Origin of the sequence: Couchioplanes caeruleus, from assembly GCF_023499255.1 — a bacterium.
Classification (GTDB): domain Bacteria; phylum Actinomycetota; class Actinomycetes; order Mycobacteriales; family Micromonosporaceae; genus Actinoplanes; species Actinoplanes caeruleus_A.
On sequence record NZ_CP092183.1, the window covers coordinates 4,523,673 to 4,537,981 of the forward strand.

General features: G+C 72.2%; 17 protein-coding genes, 1 pseudogene and 1 riboswitch. Of the genes and pseudogenes, 5 read left to right on the forward strand and 13 right to left on the reverse strand.

Annotated features, from left to right (window positions below; translation table 11 throughout):
• Window positions 1-59: 59 nt before the first annotated feature.
• From COUCH_RS20910 to COUCH_RS20920, 3 genes are read right to left on the reverse strand one after another with little or no spacing between them, the layout of a single operon-like run.
• Window positions 60-611 (reverse strand): histidine phosphatase family protein, encoded by a 552-nt coding sequence (locus COUCH_RS20910; RefSeq protein WP_249606867.1) that lies wholly within the window; start codon window positions 609-611, stop codon window positions 60-62.
• Window positions 608-1,399 (reverse strand): CbtA family protein, encoded by a 792-nt coding sequence (locus COUCH_RS20915; protein ID WP_249606868.1) that lies wholly within the window; start codon window positions 1,397-1,399, stop codon window positions 608-610. Before COUCH_RS20915 ends, COUCH_RS20910 begins: the two co-directional genes overlap by 4 nt.
• Window positions 1,390-1,593 carry a CbtB domain-containing protein gene (locus tag COUCH_RS20920; RefSeq protein WP_249606869.1) on the reverse strand — a complete coding sequence of 68 codons (204 nt, stop codon included), beginning with the start codon at window positions 1,591-1,593 and terminating at the stop codon, window positions 1,390-1,392. Before COUCH_RS20920 ends, COUCH_RS20915 begins: the two co-directional genes overlap by 10 nt.
• A 60-nt stretch (window positions 1,594-1,653) precedes the next feature.
• Window positions 1,654-1,725, reverse strand: a riboswitch (cobalamin riboswitch).
• Between the two features lie 168 nt (window positions 1,726-1,893).
• On the opposite strand from COUCH_RS20920, the gene mycP reads away from it, so the two are divergent.
• The gene (gene mycP, locus COUCH_RS20925) at window positions 1,894-3,120 is read left to right on the forward strand and encodes a type VII secretion-associated serine protease mycosin (protein WP_249606870.1); all 1,227 of its coding nucleotides are present in this window, start codon (window positions 1,894-1,896) and stop codon (window positions 3,118-3,120) included.
• A gap of 614 nt (window positions 3,121-3,734) precedes the next feature.
• On the opposite strand, the pseudogene COUCH_RS20930 reads toward mycP, so the two are convergent.
• Window positions 3,735-4,307 (reverse strand): annotated as a pseudogene (locus COUCH_RS20930) (DinB family protein); the annotation flags it as partial.
• 206 nt (window positions 4,308-4,513) lie between these two features.
• Complete coding sequence (locus tag COUCH_RS20935; protein WP_249606871.1) at window positions 4,514-5,974, reverse strand: protein adenylyltransferase SelO; 1,461 nt, start codon at window positions 5,972-5,974, stop codon at window positions 4,514-4,516.
• Window positions 5,975-6,041: 67 nt separating this feature from the next.
• Between COUCH_RS20935 and COUCH_RS20940 the strand changes: the two genes are divergently transcribed.
• On the forward strand, window positions 6,042-6,563 hold the full coding sequence (locus COUCH_RS20940) for a DUF6817 domain-containing protein (RefSeq protein WP_249606872.1): 522 nt from the start codon (window positions 6,042-6,044) through the stop codon (window positions 6,561-6,563).
• Here COUCH_RS20940 and COUCH_RS20945 read toward each other — a convergent pair.
• Genes COUCH_RS20945 through COUCH_RS39050 form a run of 3 tightly spaced genes read right to left on the reverse strand, consistent with a single transcriptional unit; the run spans window position 6,560 to window position 8,225 of the window.
• Window positions 6,560-7,807 carry an MFS transporter gene (locus COUCH_RS20945; protein WP_275979950.1) on the reverse strand — a complete coding sequence of 416 codons (1,248 nt, stop codon included), beginning with the start codon at window positions 7,805-7,807 and terminating at the stop codon, window positions 6,560-6,562. The two genes, COUCH_RS20940 and COUCH_RS20945, sit on opposite strands and share 4 nt — an antisense overlap.
• On the reverse strand, window positions 7,804-7,956 hold the full coding sequence (locus COUCH_RS39045; protein WP_346015929.1) for a hypothetical protein: 153 nt from the start codon (window positions 7,954-7,956) through the stop codon (window positions 7,804-7,806). Before COUCH_RS39045 ends, COUCH_RS20945 begins: the two co-directional genes overlap by 4 nt.
• Window positions 7,953-8,225, reverse strand: coding sequence for a hypothetical protein (locus COUCH_RS39050; protein ID WP_346015930.1), 273 nt, complete (start codon window positions 8,223-8,225; stop codon window positions 7,953-7,955). The genes COUCH_RS39045 and COUCH_RS39050 overlap by 4 nt, the downstream gene beginning before the upstream one ends.
• 186 nt (window positions 8,226-8,411) lie before the next feature.
• Here COUCH_RS39050 and COUCH_RS20955 point away from each other — a divergent pair, with 186 nt between their 5' ends.
• Window positions 8,412-8,882, forward strand: a complete 471-nt coding sequence (locus COUCH_RS20955) for an endonuclease domain-containing protein (RefSeq protein WP_249606873.1) — start codon at window positions 8,412-8,414, stop codon at window positions 8,880-8,882.
• A gap of 56 nt (window positions 8,883-8,938) precedes the next feature.
• Entirely contained in the window at window positions 8,939-9,805 is an 867-nt protein-coding gene (locus COUCH_RS20960) for an alpha/beta fold hydrolase (RefSeq protein ID WP_249606874.1), read from the forward strand.
• Window positions 9,806-9,850: 45 nt separating this feature from the next.
• Here the strand turns inward: COUCH_RS20960 and COUCH_RS20965 are convergent, their stop codons facing one another.
• The gene (locus COUCH_RS20965; RefSeq protein ID WP_249606875.1) at window positions 9,851-10,504 is read right to left on the reverse strand and encodes a helix-turn-helix transcriptional regulator; all 654 of its coding nucleotides are present in this window, start codon (window positions 10,502-10,504) and stop codon (window positions 9,851-9,853) included.
• A gap of 50 nt (window positions 10,505-10,554) precedes the next feature.
• Here COUCH_RS20965 and COUCH_RS20970 point away from each other — a divergent pair, with 50 nt between their 5' ends.
• Complete coding sequence (locus COUCH_RS20970) at window positions 10,555-11,280, forward strand: DsbA family oxidoreductase (RefSeq protein ID WP_249606876.1); 726 nt, start codon at window positions 10,555-10,557, stop codon at window positions 11,278-11,280.
• A 46-nt stretch (window positions 11,281-11,326) separates the two neighbouring features.
• Here COUCH_RS20970 and COUCH_RS20975 read toward each other — a convergent pair whose 3' ends face one another.
• From COUCH_RS20975 to COUCH_RS20990, 4 genes are all read right to left on the reverse strand, one after another.
• Window positions 11,327-11,809 carry an NUDIX hydrolase gene (locus COUCH_RS20975; protein WP_275979951.1) on the reverse strand — a complete coding sequence of 161 codons (483 nt, stop codon included), beginning with the start codon at window positions 11,807-11,809 and terminating at the stop codon, window positions 11,327-11,329.
• 149 nt (window positions 11,810-11,958) lie between these two features.
• Entirely contained in the window at window positions 11,959-13,101 is a 1,143-nt protein-coding gene (locus COUCH_RS20980) for an RNA polymerase sigma factor (protein ID WP_249606877.1), read from the reverse strand.
• 7 nt (window positions 13,102-13,108) lie between these two features.
• A complete protein-coding gene (locus COUCH_RS20985; RefSeq protein ID WP_249606878.1) occupies window positions 13,109-13,516 on the reverse strand; it encodes a YciI family protein in 408 nt (135 codons plus the stop codon).
• 95 nt (window positions 13,517-13,611) lie between these two features.
• Window positions 13,612-14,307, reverse strand: a complete 696-nt coding sequence (locus COUCH_RS20990; RefSeq protein WP_249606879.1) for an SDR family oxidoreductase — start codon at window positions 14,305-14,307, stop codon at window positions 13,612-13,614.
• Window positions 14,308-14,309 lie beyond the last annotated feature (2 nt).

Here is a 14,309-nt window from a genome sequence, read left to right on the forward strand (position 1 = left end):
GACGGCCGGGAACAGGTGGGGGCCGGCTCGACCGTTATGACAGCCGTGGTCAGCCCGGGTCAGTCCGCGGCCGGGAAGTGCAGGCGCCAGCGGCCCGAGCGGTACGTGAGCCGGGTCAGCGAGAGCGGCGCGACCTCCAGGTTCCACACCGCCTCGCCCGGCAGGCCGAGGGCGTGCACCAGCGCCGCCCGTACGACGATCGGGTGGGCGACCGCGACGAGGCGCTGGCGGGCCACCAGGTCCAGCCATTCGCCGACGCGCTCGCGGACCCGGGCCAGCGACTCGCCGCCGTGCGGGGCCGCCCGCGGGTCGGTGAGCCATTGGTGCAGGCCGTCCGGGTCCGCGGCGGCCGCCTCCTGCAGGCTCAGGCCGTCCCAGCGGCCGGCGTCCGGGTCGGCGAGCTGCTGCTCCACCGCCGCGGAGTGCCCCAGCGCCTGCGCGGTCTCGCGGGCCGCCCGCGACGGCGCGCACACCCAGCGGTCGCCGCGGGCGAACGGGGAGAGCGCGAGGGCGGCCCGCAGGCCGCCCTCGTCGATGTCGTCGTCACCGCCGAACCGTGCGCCCCGCAGGGCCGCTGTCGGGGCGCACGCGAGCAGCCGCAGACCGCTCACACCGGCACTGATTCCGTCTTCCCACGCGCCGCGGCCGAGCGCGCGGTCAGCCGGGACAGCAACCCGGTGAACGCCAGTCCCAGTCCGGTCCACAGCGTGACCTGCGTGCCCAGTGAGCTGATCCGGAAGTCCCACAACAGGCTCGGCGGGAACGTGTCCGGCACCTCGTCGATCGACGGCAGCAGGACGTAGCCGACCGTGACGACCAGCAGGAACGCCCCGACAGCCGCCGTGGCACGCAGCCACTCCTGCGTGCCGGCGCGCAGCGAGCGGGCGGCGACCACCGCGGCCCAGACCGCGACGAGACCGATCACGACGATGGACACGTAACTGATCGTCCGCTGATTGATCGTTGCCGGGTCGCCGACCGCCGGTGGGTTCGGCGGGTACTTCACGAACGGCACGAGCACCAGGCCCAGCAGCGCCGCGCCGGCCAGGCCGAGCGACGCCCGGGCGTCGTCGCGCGTGCGCAGACGCCGGCGAAGCAACGCGTACGCCGTGGCGAGCAGCCCGCCCATGGCCACGCCGTACAGGGCGGTGGCCAGGATCAGGCCGCCCTTCTGGCCCTCGCGTGAGACCAGCGCGTCCTCACCGTGGTGGTCATCGCCGGCCGTGGCGCCGTCCGCGTGGGCGGTGGCCTCCTCGATGGCGATGGCCGCGTCCACGCTTCGCTCACCGAACGCGTACGCGAACCCGCCGGCGAGCAGCCCCGCGATGAGGCCCGCGAGCAGGCCCCGCAACAGGATCGCGCCGTACGTCGGCGTGGTGCGGGGTGCCGTCAGTGACACGGCACGCCGAGCAGGTGGCGACCGTCGTGCATCAGCTCGTGCAGGTACATGCCGCTGCGCGACACCGCACCCTGGTCGAAGGCCACCAGGTACGCGAGGAGCAACAGCCCCACCACCACGGCGGCCGCCGTCCACAACACACGGGCGGACACGGCGGGCGGGTTGACCGGGCGAACTGCCTGGACCTTGGACATAACGGATCAGACCTCCTTGCGGGATGACGCGTCCCGTATCGACAGGCCTGCGACGCGTGAGCGTCCTGACTCACGAACCCTGGACGGATCCGTTCACAGTGGCGCGACCGCACCGGACTCTCACCGGTTTCCCTCACGACGCCGCAGATGGTTCCCACAACCTAGCGGCGGGCCGGTGAGCCGGTCAATCGCGGCCCAGGTCACACCGAATCTGACAAGGTCATGGCGATCATGACTCGGGGTCACCGGCCCGGGCACCGGCTCGGTAGCATCCAACCCGGTCGTTGTACGGGGGTCAGGATGAGATTCAGCAAGGCGTCGATCGTCGTCGCCGTGGCGGTCACGGCGCTGCTGCCGGCCGCTCCGGCGCAGGCCAAGGCGTACGTGTGCCCCCAGCAGCCCGGCGCGGGCAAGGTGAGCGCGGCCACGCCGTACGAGACGCAGATGTTCGCGCCCGAGCGGCTGGCACCCTTCGCCACCGGTGCGGGGGTGCGGGTGGCCGTGCTCGACTCCGGTGTGGACGGCACCCATCCGCAGCTGCGCGGGCAGGTCGCGCGCGGCAAGGATTACCTGCACGGCAGCGCCGGCGGTCAGCAGGACTGCATCGGGCACGGCACCGCGGTTGCCAGCATCATCGCCGCCCGCCACCTGCAGGGCTCCGGCCTGCAGGGGCTCGCGCCCGATGCGACGATCGTGCCGGTGCGCGTCAGCGAGCAGATCCCCACCGCCGACGGCGCACCCAGCGGCCCGCAGACCAGCCCCGGCACCTTCGCCCGGGCCATCGACTGGGCGGCCAGCCCGACCGGCGGCAATGCCGACGTCATCAACATGTCCCTGGTGATGACGCAGAAGAACGACCAGGTGCGCGCCGCCGTCGAGCGCGCCCTCGGCCGGGGCGTCGTCATCGTCGCCGCGGTCGGCAACGACGGTGACGAGAACGGCCGCAACCTGCCCCCGTACCCAGCGGCTTTCCCGGGCGTGATCGGGGTCGGCGCCACCGACGTCAACGGCGTTCGCGGCGACTTCAGCCAGCACGGCACGTACGTGGACGTGATGGCACCGGGCGTCGACGTCACCGTGGCCGCGCGGCGCGCCGGACATACCAGCGGCAGCGGCACCAGCTACGCCACGCCGTACGTGTCCGCCACGGCCGCCCTGGTCAAGCAGCGGTTCCCGTCGCTCACCCCGGCACAGGTGGCCCGGCGCATCCTGGCGACCACCGACCCGGCCCCGGGCGGCGCCCACAGCGAGCAGTACGGCTACGGCATCGTCAACCCGTACCGCGCCCTCACCGAGACGCTCGGCCCGGACAGCCCAGCAGCGCCCCCACCGATGGTCATGCACACCGAGGACCCCGCGACGGTGGCCCTCGCGGCGCGGCGGGCCGAGGCCGAGGACATGTCGCTGATCGTGGCCGCGGTGGGTGCGGGCGTGGTGGTGCTGGTTCTGCTGCTCGCCGCGGCGGTACGGCACGGGCGACGCCGGGGCTGGCGTCCGCCGGCACCGGCCGACACGGCCGACGGCTGACCGGGTCGCGTAAGCACGCCCCGATGAGCGCCGGAGGCTCTGCGGGGCCTGACCGGGGCTGGGTGGGCGGTGTGGCGGGTCAGGACGAGCGTCGAGCTGTTCAGCGGACCCGCGAGAGGGCGGGCGAGGGCCGGGCGGTTGGACGGGACCGGCCTGAACCGGGGAGTTGGCCGGATGAAATCGGGGCAGTTGGACGGGACGGGACGAGGGCCGGAGGTGATGCGGGTCCGACCGGGATTGCAAGGCTGAGCGGACCGGTAGGGGCTGGCGGGTGGAGACCTACCCGAGTGGTGAAGAGCGGGGGCGTAGCGGCCTGTCCCGCGCGGTGCTGGGCTGTCGCACGATGCGCGCCCAGCCCGGCATGCCTGGTTGTCCGTTGGCGCGGCCCTGTCCCACGACACCGGTCTGTCCCCCGTGGCGGCCCTCTATCCTGCGGCGTCGCTCGGTCTCGCGGCGCCCCTTCTGCCCCCTTCGGTGTCGCTTGGTCTCGCGCCGCCGCTCTATCCTGGAGCATCCGTCTGGCCTTCGGCGCCGCTGGGGGACAGAGCGCCGCTCTGGCCTGGTGCATCCTTCCGCCCTGCGGCGCTGCCCTGTCCCGCGGTGACGGGATGTTCTGTGCGGCCCGCCGCTGCCTGCGCGGCCGCTTCGATCGTCGCCCGGAGGTTTGCGCGGGCCGCCGTATCGGTCTGGTCCTCGTATTCGGCCGCGACGCCGGTGCGGCCGTCGAGGTGCTCGCGCAGGATGTCCGCCTGACCGGCGTGCCGGCTGGTGTCCTGCAGTACGTGGACCATGATGGTGAACAGCTTCACCTCGGGCGTCGGCCACCACGGGACGTGGCCGGGCGCGTCGATGGGCAGCTCCGCGATCGTTGCGTCGGCGTGGGTCCAGGCGCGCTGGTAGAAGCCGATGATGTCCTCCCGGGACTCGGCGCTGGTCGCCCACAGGTCGCTGCCGTCCGTTTCGCGCCAGTGCGGCAGCGGTTGCGGGAACGGGCGGGCGAAGACCTCGCCGAAGTACCAGGCCTCGCAGGTTGCCAGGTGTTTGACCAGCCCGAGCAGGTTGGTGCCCGTCGCGGTCAGCGGACGCCGGATGTCGTACTCGGACAGACCGTCGAGTTTCCACACCACCGCTTGACGGGTCCAGGTGAGCTGGCGGTTCAGGTACTCCTTGGCGACGTCATCGATCACCGGCCCGAGCTTGCCACGCCGCAACAACGGACATCGCGGCCACGACAGGTGGTTGCGGGGATGCGCAGCCGCCAGCCAAACGATCTACGGCCGGCACAGCCCAGACCTCAACCCGCGCGAGCAAAGCAAGTGGGTGGGGCCGGGCCTGTCACTCAAGCCAGCCCATTCACCGCAGGAGAGCACGGCACGCGGGCAGTCCGCGCTGCTCAGGTGCCGCAGAAGGTCCGGTACGCGCCGAAGTCCGGCGGTGCGGCGGCCGCGTACCGCTCCAGCCCTTCGCGGCGGGTGAACGGCTCGCGCACCACCTCGACCAGCCGGGTGAACGGCTCGAGGTCTCCCGCGGTCGCCGCGTCCAACGCCTCCTCGACCAGGTGGTTGCGGGGGATGTACAGCGGGTTGACCCGGTCCATGGCGTCCGCGTCCGGCGTGAGGGCACGCCAGCGGGACACCCAGTCCTGCGTTGCCGCCGGGTCGACGGACAGGGCCCGGACCGGGCCGATGTCGCCCCGGGCCGCCTCGGCCAGGGCGCGGAAGAACGTGGTGAAGTCGGTGCGGCTCTCCTGCAGGGCCGGCAGGAGGTCGTCGATGAGGGCGGACGCCGTCGCGTCGCCGGTGTCCGGCGGCAGGCCGAGCTTGGCGAGCAGGCCCTGGGACCAGGCCTGCGCGTACCGGGGGCGGTATCCGCCGAGCGCCTGCGTGGCGAGCTCGACCGCCTGTTCCTGCTCGTCGTGCAGCAACGGGAGCAGGGCCTCGGCGAGCCGGGCCAGGTTCCATTCGGCGACGACCGGCTGGTTCCCGTACGCGTATCGTCCGCCGTGGTCGATGGAGCTGTAGACCGTCGCCGGGTCGAAGGCCTCCATGAACGCGCAGGGACCGTAGTCGATGGTCTCGCCGGAGATCGTCATGTTGTCGGTGTTCATGACCCCGTGCACGAAACCGACCAGCATCCAGCGCGCCACCAGCGCGGCCTGCGCGGCGACGACTGCTTCGAACAGCGCGAGGTACGGCCGGTCCGCCCGCGCCGCGTGCGGGTGGTGGCGGCTGATCGCGTGGTCGGCGAGGCGGCGCAGCAGGCCGGTGTCGCCGGTGGCGCGGGCGTACTGGAAGCTGCCGACCCGCAGGTGGCCGGCGGCGACCCGGGCCAGGACCGCGCCCGGCAAAGGGGTTTCGCGCTGCACCGCGCGGCCGGTGGCCACCACCGCCAGGGACCGGGTCGTCGGGATGCCGAGGGCGTGCATGGCCTCGCTGATCGCGTACTCGCGCAGCATGGGCCCGACCGCGGCGAGCCCGTCACCGCCGCGCGCGAACGGCGTGCGCCCCGAGCCCTTCAGGTGCAGGTCCCGGCTGGTGGGCGAGGTGGGCAGCTCGCCCAGCAGCAGGGCACGCCCGTCACCGAGTCGCGGAACGAAACCGCCGAACTGGTGCCCGGCGTACGCCTGCGCCACCGGCGTCGCCCCGGCCGGCACGGCGGTGCCGGTGAGCAGCCCCACACCCTGCGGCGTCCGCAACCACTCCGCGTCCAGGCCCAGCTCGGTGGCCAGCTGCTCGTTGAGCACCAGCAGGCGCGGCTCCGGTGGCTCGTCGGCCTGCCACGCGACCGCCATCTCGGGCAGGTCCTGCGCGAAGCGGTTGCCGAGGACGACGGTCGAGGGGGATGCGATGCTCACCCCTCGACCGTACCGGGGGCGCGGCCGGGGTGGCGCTGCGGAGCGGCCGGCTGGTACGCCTGACGTCATGAACCCCGACGACGTGAGGGCCTGGCTGCGCGAGCGCGGCACCGAGGCGATCGAGCATCCGGGTGGCACCCTGTACGCGCATCTGGGCCGCGTCCATGACCGGCTGGGCGCGCTCGGGCACGACCGGGACGTGTGCCTCGCCGGCCTGGCGCACGCCGCGTACGGCACCGACGGCTTCGACGTGACGCTGTGCGATCCGGCGGACCGGGAGCCGTTGCGGGCGCTGGTCGGCGAGCGGGCCGAGGCGCTGATCCACACGTACGGCGGCTGCGACCGCTCACGCACATGGGACGACTTCGGCCGTACGCGCCGGGTGGTGGACCGCTGGAGCGGGCAGTCGGTCGTGCTCTCCGCCGCGGACGCGACCGCGTTCGCGGATCTGAGCATCGTGAACGAACTGGACGTGTCCGAGCAGGATCCCCGCATCGCCGAGCGGTACGGCGCCTACTTCCGTACCGTCTTCAGCTCCTGGCGGGCACTTGCCTCGCCGCGCCTGCTGGATGACGTCGCCGCGCTCTAGAGGTCCGGCAGGTCCCTCATCCGCGGGACCGGGGAGTTCAGGACGAAGAAGACACCCGCCAACGCCCCGACAGCGCCGATCCACAGTGCGGCGTGGACCCCGATGAGCTCGCCCAGCGCTCCGCCCAGCAGCGCGCCGATCGGGCGTACCCCGTAATTGACCGTGCGTTGTGCGCCCTTGACCAGGGACAGCCGGGACGCCGGGGTGGCCGCCGTCTGCAGCGAGCCGACCGCGATGTCGAGGATCATCACGCCGATCGCGGAGAGGAACTCCGCGGCGAGCAGCATGCCGATCACCGCCGGGCGGGGGCCGTCGGCGAGTGGGATCAGCACCAGCGGGAGCGGGAACGCCACGTACCCGAGCACCGTGACCGGGCCGATGCCGAACCGGTGGATGAGCCGGCCGGTCAGCGCTGCGCCGGCGAGCCCGCCGACGGAGCCGATGCCGACGAGCGCGCCGAGCAGCCCGGGGGAGATGCCCAGGGTGGTGGTCACGTACAGGATCATCAGGGCGTGGAAGACGTAGTTGAAGAGGTTCAACGCGGTGGCGCCGAGCAGCAACTGCCGCAGCACCGCGGACCGGGCGATGAACGCCAGCCCTGATCCGAGGTGCAGCCTGCGGTCGTCGCCGGCGGCGGCCGCGGTCTCCGGCGGGGCGATCCTGGCCAGCAGCAGAGCCGATCCGAGGTACGAGAGCACGTCGGCCACCAGCGCGAACGGCGCGGTGAGCACCTGCACGAGGACACCGCCCAGGCCCGGGCCGGCGACGTACGACAACGCGCGGGCGCCGTTGGTCAGCGAGTTGGCGGCGATGTAGTCGGGCCGCCGCACCACCGACGCGAACAGGCTGCCGTCGGCGACCTCGTAGAAGACGGTGAGCGTGCCGATGGCGAACGACAGCGCGCAGAGGTGCCACAGGTGCAGCACCCCGGCGTACGCCAGCACCGGCACCACGGCGAGCAGCGCCGCCCGGCCCACGTCCGCGACGATCATGACCTTGCGCTTGTCCGTCCGCCGGTCCACCCACGCCCCGGCGAGCAGCGAGAGGAAGAGGTTCGGGACCAGGACGGCGGCAGTCAGGTAACCCATCTCGGCCGGCCCCGCGCCCAGGGTCAGGACGGCGAGCAGCGGGATGGCGATCAGCGTGACCTGGTCGCCGACGAGGGACACGACGTGCGCGGACCAGTAGTGCCGGAACACCCGGTCGCGCAGCAGCGCGGGGCCGCGCCGGGCGTCGGTGGTCACGCGCCGCCCTCCGGCGCCGGGATCGCCGTCTGCACGATGGAGACCGCCCGGGATCCCTCGGCCCGCGCGGCTTTGTCCCGGTACGGCTCCAGCAACGCGTCGATCTGCTCGGTGAGGGTGGTCAGCTGCTGGGCGGTCACGTAGATCATGTCTCGTTCCCGCGGACTGCGAGACACGCCTCGGCCCGCCGCACGTACGGCCGCAGGATCGCCGCGTTCAGCTGGTCGGCTGCGGCGCGCGCTTCCGGGTCGTCCGAGTCATCGGTCCACGAGGTGCTGCCGGTGGTCGCCCGCCAGGTGGCGGTGATCGGCCCGTTGCGCCGGAGCAGTCCGATGAGGCTGAGCCGCAGCGGGTGCGCGTACGCCTGCAACGCCCTGGGGTCGCCCAGCTGAATCGTCGTGCGTTCGTCGGAGGGCACGCCTGTAGAGAGTGCTTGAGAAAGCAGTCTCCAGCAACGGAGTTGAGCGCAGCCGCGCAGACGACACCGTGGGTTAATTACTGGATTGCTATTACCGGTAATCCGTTAATCCAAGAATCGGACATAACGCCCACGCACCATAATGACAGTTATGTGGTTACACCATACTGGCTGTATGGTGTAGTGGTGCCCGATGAGCCGGTGTTCTGTGCGAAGTGCGGCGAGACGAAACCCCGCGACGCGTTCTACGACCAGTTGCACACCACGCAGCCCCGTCGTCCCTGCAAGACGTGCATCAGCAGCGACAAACGGGAGCGGTACGCCGCGAAAGACGGTGACAAGGTTTCCCATGCGCAGGTTCTCCGGGAGAAGTACAACCTGACCCCCGCGGCGTACGAGCAAATGCTCACGGACCAACAGGGTGTGTGCGCGATCTGCCGCGAAGCCGAGACCGCGCGTGGCCGCGGCGGCGCTCCGAGGCGACTCGCGGTCGACCGCGACCATCGAACCGGTGCGGTGCGGCAGCTGCTGTGCCAACGGTGCAACCTGATCACCTGGGCAGTGGAGGAGAACCCTTCCCTGCTGGACGCCGTACGGGCCTACCTCGAACGACACACGACGCCGAGGGAGCCGCAACCGCCCACGAGAGGCGAGTGAGGACGCCAGTGGAAATTGCCGACGGTCGTCGGTGGTAAGCCGCTACCGTGCCCGCCATGGTGGAGCGCTTCGTTGCTTCCGGGCCGCTGCGCATCTGGACCGAGCGGTTCGGCGATCCCCGGCGGCCCGCTGTCCTGATGGTCATGGGGTCGGCCGCGCAGGCGATCAGTTGCCCCGACGCGCTGGTCGGGCGGCTCGTCGAGCGCGGCGTTCAGGTGATCCGGTTCGATCATCGCGACACCGGCCGGTCCAGCGTCGTGGACTTCGACGCTCACCCGTACACGATCGGGGACCTGGCTCGTGACTGCCTGGCGGTGCTGGACGGCTACGAACTCCGGTCCGCTCATGTCGCCGGCGCCTCCCTGGGCGGCATGCTCGCGCAGTGGCTGGCGGTGCACGCGCCGGACCGGGTCCGGTCGTTGACGGTGATGTCCAGCTCTCCGATGGGCCACGACCCGCGTCCGGTGTGGGCGCGGGCGCGGGCCGGGGAGCCGGCCGACCCGCACGACCTGCCGCCGCCCTCGCCGGCTTTCCTCGCGCATCCGGCGGCCGGGCTGGCGCCCGGGGTGGAGTCCGACATGGCGCTGTTCCGGATCTTCAACGGGCCGGTGCGGCCGTTCGACGAGCCGGCCGCCCGGGCGATGCTGGAGCTCGCACGGTCCCGCGCCATCGACCCGGCCGCCGCCGCGAACCATCACCGGGCGGTGTGGCTGCCCGATCCCGGCCTTATCGTTCCGCTGTCGTCGATCACTGCGCCGACCACGATCGTGCACGGCGACCAGGATCCGTTCTATCCGATTGCGCACGGCCAGGCGCTGGCCGCGGCGATCCCGGGCGCGGTGTTGAAGGTCGTGCCCGGGATGGGTCACGCCATGACGTCGCCGGGCCTGCCCGAGGAGATCGCCGACCTGATCCGGCTGTGACCCCCGGACGTCCGCCGCTCGGCTCGCGTACCGGCGGTGGCGGGCTCATCCGGCTCCGGCCGTCCGCTGGGACACGGGGTTGAGGTGGGCCACGCAGAGGTCCGGTTCCACGAAGGGCGTCATGTCGCCCTCGACCTCGCCGGCGCCGTGCTGCTCGATGAGTCCCCGGAGCAGTCCGCGGTGCATCGTGCACACCACCTCCGGGTGCCGGCGGGCGATGTCCCGGAACGGGCAGGCGTGCAGGCCGATGCGGGTCCGGCCCTCGGTGCCGGGCTCTAGCGTCGGGTCGAATCCCATGTCGGCGAAGGTCGTCATGACCCGTTGCGTGACGGTGGCAGGTGTCCGCTCGCCCGGTGCGGCCCGCCGGGCCCAGGCCCGGCCGGCCTCCTCGGCTGTCGCCGGGTCGAGGTGGCTGACGATCATTTCGGCCAGGAGCGCGTGACCGTCGCGGGATTCGCCCGCCTCGGTCGCGGTGTACAGGAGCCGGGGCCGGCCGCGGCCGCTTCCGGGCTCGCTGTGTTGCCGGACCAGGTTGGCCCGGGCAAGCACGTCGAGGTGGAAGCGGACGGTGTTGCCGTGCAGCCCGGTGGCCGCCGACAGCGCCGCCACGTCGAGGCCGGCGCCGGCGGTTTTGAGCGCCGCCAGGAGGCGTCGGCGGCTGGGGACGGCGAGCGCGTCGTACGTCACATCGTCAGGCACCCAATCAATATATACGATGGGGATAGTAAAAAATAATCTGGGAGGCACCGATGAGGGTCACGGTCTACGGCGACTTCAACTGTCCGTACTCGTATCTCGCCAGCCTGCGTATCGACGCGCTGCTCCGCCAGGGCGTCGAGGTCGGCTGGCGCGCGGTCGAGCATTCGCCGCGCCTGTCCATGACGGGCAGCCCGGCAAAGGCGGACCCGGGCCTGGGTGGCCGCGCTCTGGCTCAGGTCCGGCTCCTCGCCGCCCCGGACGAGCGCACACCCCGGTCGGCACCGGCCCTGATCAGCAATACGTACGCGGCCACGTCGGCTTACGCGGAAGCGGTTACAGACGGGCTGCACCACGAGGTCCGGCGCGCGCTGTTCGACGCGATCTGGATCGGTGGCCGGCACCTCGGCAACCCGTACGACGTGCGGGACGTCGTCAGCGACATCAGCTATCCGCCGTTCCCGATCGAGCCCTATCGCTGCTCGCCCGACCGGGCGTTGCCCCGGTACGGCGACGGGTCTCCGCTGGGCATGACGCGAGCGCTCGGCGCCACGACCTCGTTCAGCGGTGCGCCGATCACCACGACCGGCTGGCTGCGGATGCGCCGCTGGCACGACGACTGGCTCGCCACGGCCGGCGGCGGCCCGCTGCCCGTCCTGGTCGAGGAGCAGGGCGCCACGCTCACCGGCATCCGGGCGCTGGCATTTCTGGCGGAGTTGCGCACCGGCCCCGCGGCGCAGCGGACACCGGTGACCGCCGAGGCGCTCGCGGCCGCGTGAGTCGCCGTTGACCGCGGCTCACCCGGACGGATAACGCAGAAGGAACCTAGAGGCCGAGGTGGACCGGCTGGTCCGGGATGCCCGCGGTGAGAAGTGCCGTCAACGGCGTAGCCAAGTCGCGGGGTGAGAACAGCTCGGGTCCCGAATAGCTGGCGATCTCCGGCAGCCGCCACCAGCGGAACGCCGCCAGGTGCTCCCCGGCGAGTTCTGCGTCGGTCAGCTCGCCGCGGGGCTCGAAGTGGTCCGTGCGCACCAGGAAGTAGTCGTTGACGATGCCGGCCGCCGCGACTTCCTGGTGCCAGACGTGCGGCGGGTCCGCGGTGACCGACAGGCCGGTCTCCTCGCGCAGCTCGCGGCGCAGCGCGGTCAGGCGGTCCTCGCCAGGTTCGATCCCGCCGCCCGGTGCAGCCCACACGCCCGTCACCTGCTGCGGCACCACCGGGTGCGGGAAGACGAACCGGCAGAGCAGGACGCGGTCGTGATCGTCGACGACGATGGCGCGTACGGAATGTCGCAGGTTCGGCATCATGGCGTACCCAGCCCGGCGGCGAGGCGGATGATGACCGGCACCGCCGCACAGTAACAGCCCCCGGAGGCACGGATGATGTCGCAGAGCGATCAGTCCTTGTCCGTAGCGGACAGACTTGCGGTGCGCGAGCTGGTGTCGTCGTTGCACGGTCACCTGGTGGTCGCGTTGAGCCGCGCGGCCTGCCGGGTGAGGTGGTCTCGCTCGGGCACGCTGTGCGCCGCGCGGGCAGCCTCCGCGTAAAGGTGTGCCGCCCCGGCCGGGTCGCCGTCGCGTTCATGCAGGTACGCGGCCACCGCCGCATACCGGGGCAGAGCCGGGTCGAGCTCGGCCAGGGCGGCCAGCCCAGCCCGGGCGCCGTCGGCCTCACCGACGGCGACGGCCCGGTTGAGGCGGGCCACCGGGTTGGCGGTGAGGCGTACGAGCTCGTCGTACCACTCGACGATCTGCACCCAGTCGGTCTCCGCGGCGGTGCGGGCGTCGGCGTGCAGCGCGGCGACGGCCGCCTGGGCCTGGAACTCGCCGAGCCGGTCGCGGGCCAGCGCGGCCTGCAGCACCTCGACGCCCTCGGCGATCAGGCGGGTGTCCCACCGGCTGCGGTCCTGCTCGGCCAGGGGGATCAGCCGGCCGCCCGGCCCGGTACGGGCCGCTCGCCGCGCGTGGTGCAGCAGCATGAGGGCCAGCAGCCCGGCGACCTCCTCGTGGTCGATGCGGGCCGCGAGCTCGCGGGTCAGCCGGATCGCCTCCTCGGCGAGGTCGACGTCGCCGGAGTAGCCCTCGTTGAACACCAGGTAGAGCACCCGCAGGACCGTGGCGACGTCGCCGGGCCGGGTGAAGCGGACGTCGGCGACGGTCCGCTTGGCGCGGCTGATGCGCTGCGCCATGGTCGCCTCGGGGACGAGGTACGCCTGCGCGATCTGGCGGGTGGTGAGGCCGCCGACCGCGCGCAGGGTGAGCGCGACGGCCGACGACGGGGACAGGGACGGGTGGGCGCACAGGAAGTACAGCTGCAGGGTGTCGTCGACCGCCTCGCCGGGCCCGGGAGGCGGTTCGGCGTCGACGCGCACCTCGCGCAGCCGCCGTGCGGTGTCGGCGCGGGTGGCGTCGAGGAACTTGCGCCAGGCGACCGTGACCAGCCAGCCCTTGGGGTCGCGCGGCGCGTCGTGCGGCCACGCCCGTACGGCCTCCAGCAGGGCTTCCTGCACGGCGTCCTCGGCCGCCGCGAAGTCGGCTCCGCGGCGGACGAGCACGCCGATGACGGCGGGTGTCAGGGTGCGCAGCAGTGCCTCGTCCACCTCGGCGTCACTCCGTGATGGTGGCGGGCTCGGCCAGGAACGGGCGCACCTCGAGCCATTCGTGGATCGGCTTGCCGTTGGCGCCCGGTGCGGCGGACAGCTCCCCGGCCAGTTCGAGGGCCCGCTCGTACGTGTCGACGTCGATGATCATCCAGCCGGCGATGAGGTCCTTGGTCTCGGCGAACGGGCCGTCGGTGACCGGCGGGCGCCCCTCGCCGTCGTAGCGCACGAAGGTGCCCTCCGGCGACAGCGCCTGACCGTCGACGAACTCGCCGGTGGTCTCCAGCCGGGCCGCGAAGTCCTGCATGTACTGGATGTGGGCCGACACCTCCTCGGGGGTCCACTTGTCCATCGGGACGTCGTTGACCGCCGCCGGCGCGCCGCGGTAGTGCTTGAGCAGCAGGTACTTGGCCATGGTGAGCTCCTCGGTACGGTACGGCCATTCTTGCCGTGTTCGCTGCGGGGACGAAGCCGCCGGTCCGTTCTCGACATCGCGCCGGCAGTTTTTTCTCAGTGGCGGTAGAAGTCGCCGGGGTCGCCGGCCAGGGAGGCCTTGACGTGGCGGCTCCACTCGTCGGCGAGGACTTCGAGCCGCCCGGCCTGGATGCCGTCGAGGGCGGCGCGCACGACCTCGGACGGCGCGAGCTTGTCGATGTCGAAGCGGGCCATCATGTCGGTGTCGACGGCGCCCATGTGCAGGGCGGTGACGAGGGTGCCGTGCTTGGCGAGCTCGAGGCGTACGCCGTTGGTCACCGCCCACTCCGCCGCCTTGGCCACCGAGTAGGAGTTGGCGCCGTCGTAGGAGAACCACGACATGGCCGACAGCACGTTGAGGATCGCCCCGCCGCCGTTGCGTTCCAGCGCGGGCGCGAACGCGCGGATGACACCCAGCGGTCCCCACACCATGGTGTCGACCTCGGCGTGCATCTTGTCCAGGTCGCCGGTGACGAGGTTCTGGTACGCCGACACCCCGGCGTTGTTGATCAGCAGGGTGACGTCGGGGGCGGCGGCCGCCGCGGCGGCGACCGAGGCCGGGTCCGTGACGTCGAGTGCCAGCGTCCGTACGCCGGGGATGTCGATGCTGTGCGGGTTGCGGGCGGTGGCGTACACCGTGGCGGCGCCGCGTTCGAGCAGGTCGAGGGCGAACTGACGGCCGATGCCGCGGTTGGCGCCGGTGACGAGCGCGACCGAACCGGTGATGTCCATGT

Bases quoted from the DNA above. Each gene is read 5' to 3' on its own strand.
- COUCH_RS20970 (WP_249606876.1), top strand. From the start codon at position 10,555: ATGAGGGTCACGGTCTACGGCGACTTCAACTGTCCGTACTCGTATCTC.
- COUCH_RS39045 (WP_346015929.1), bottom strand. From the start codon at position 7,956: ATGATCTACGTGACCGCCCAGCAGCTGACCACCCTCACCGAGCAGATC.
- COUCH_RS20990 (WP_249606879.1), bottom strand. From the start codon at position 14,307: ATGGACATCACCGGTTCGGTCGCGCTCGTCACCGGCGCCAACCGCGGC.
- COUCH_RS20940 (WP_249606872.1), top strand. From the start codon at position 6,042: ATGAACCCCGACGACGTGAGGGCCTGGCTGCGCGAGCGCGGCACCGAG.
- COUCH_RS20960 (WP_249606874.1), top strand. From the start codon at position 8,939: ATGGTGGAGCGCTTCGTTGCTTCCGGGCCGCTGCGCATCTGGACCGAG.
- COUCH_RS20985 (WP_249606878.1), bottom strand. From the start codon at position 13,516: ATGGCCAAGTACCTGCTGCTCAAGCACTACCGCGGCGCGCCGGCGGCG.
- COUCH_RS20920 (WP_249606869.1), bottom strand. From the start codon at position 1,593: ATGTCCAAGGTCCAGGCAGTTCGCCCGGTCAACCCGCCCGCCGTGTCC.
- mycP (WP_249606870.1), top strand. From the start codon at position 1,894: ATGAGATTCAGCAAGGCGTCGATCGTCGTCGCCGTGGCGGTCACGGCG.
- COUCH_RS20975 (WP_275979951.1), bottom strand. From the start codon at position 11,809: ATGATGCCGAACCTGCGACATTCCGTACGCGCCATCGTCGTCGACGAT.